Below are 979 nucleotides of genomic sequence, written 5' to 3' on the forward strand. Positions count from 1 at the left end.
TGGAAGTTCCTACACCGTCCGCCCGCACGAGAGAGCCCGTTCATGACCCACGTTAATGCACCCCTGACCCCGACCGGCCGGCTGCGCATGGTGTTGCGCCACCTCGACGACGGGATCCCCAAGGCCCACGTGGCCGCCGAGTTCCGCGTCAGCCGGCCCACGGTGGCGACCTGGGTGGCCCGCTACCTCGAGTCCGGCGAAGCCGGGCTCACCGACCGGCCCTCGACCCCGCGGCACAGCAGCACCCGCACCCCGGCGGCGGTCGTCGACCTTATCGAGACGCTCCGCCGGGGCCGCAAATGGTCGGCGCGGCGCATCCACCGTCACCTGGCCGACCGCGCCGTGGCGATCAGTCTGCGTACCGTGGGCCGTTGGCTGCACCGACTCGGGATCTCCCGGCTGCGCGACCTCACCCCCGCCGGCGAGAACTCCCGCAGGGCCCCGGGACGGATCCGCGCCGCCTGGCCCGGGCACATGGTCCACCTGGATGTGAAGAAGGTCGGCAAGATCCCCGACGGCGGCGGTTGGCGGGCCCACGGCCGCGGCTCCACCGCCGCGAAGGCGGCCAAGCGCGGGCCCGGAGCGAAGGTCGGCTACACCTACCTGCACTCCGCCGTGGACGGCTTCTCGAGGCTGGCCTACACCGAAGCCCTCGACGACGAGAAGGCGGTGACCACGATCGGGTTCTTCTGCCGGGCGAGGGCCTTCTTCGCCGCCCATGGCATCAGGCGGCTGCACCGGGTCGTGACCGACAACGGCGCCAACTACCGGGCCCGCGACTTCACCCGCTGCGTGGAAGCCCTCGCCGGCCGCCACCAGCGCATCAAGCCCTACACGCCGCGGCACAACGGGAAGGTGGAGCGGTACAACCGCCTGCTGGCCGACGAGGTCCTCTACGCCCGCCCCTATTCCAGCGAGCAGGCCCGCCGGGACGCGATCGGGGTGTGGGTGAACCACTTCAATTACCATCGGCCCCATA

At 71.5% G+C, this 979-nt stretch carries 1 protein-coding gene; it reads left to right on the top strand.

Translation table 11 applies throughout. The annotated features are described in order from the left end of the window. Positions 1-42: 42 nt before the first annotated feature. Positions 43-979: IS481 family transposase (locus ABD283_RS14340; RefSeq protein WP_344225606.1), on the top strand; the 937-nt coding region annotated here is incomplete at its 3' end.

This window comes from Kocuria atrinae (assembly GCF_039531425.1).
Classification (GTDB): Bacteria; Actinomycetota; Actinomycetes; order Actinomycetales; family Micrococcaceae; genus Kocuria; species Kocuria atrinae.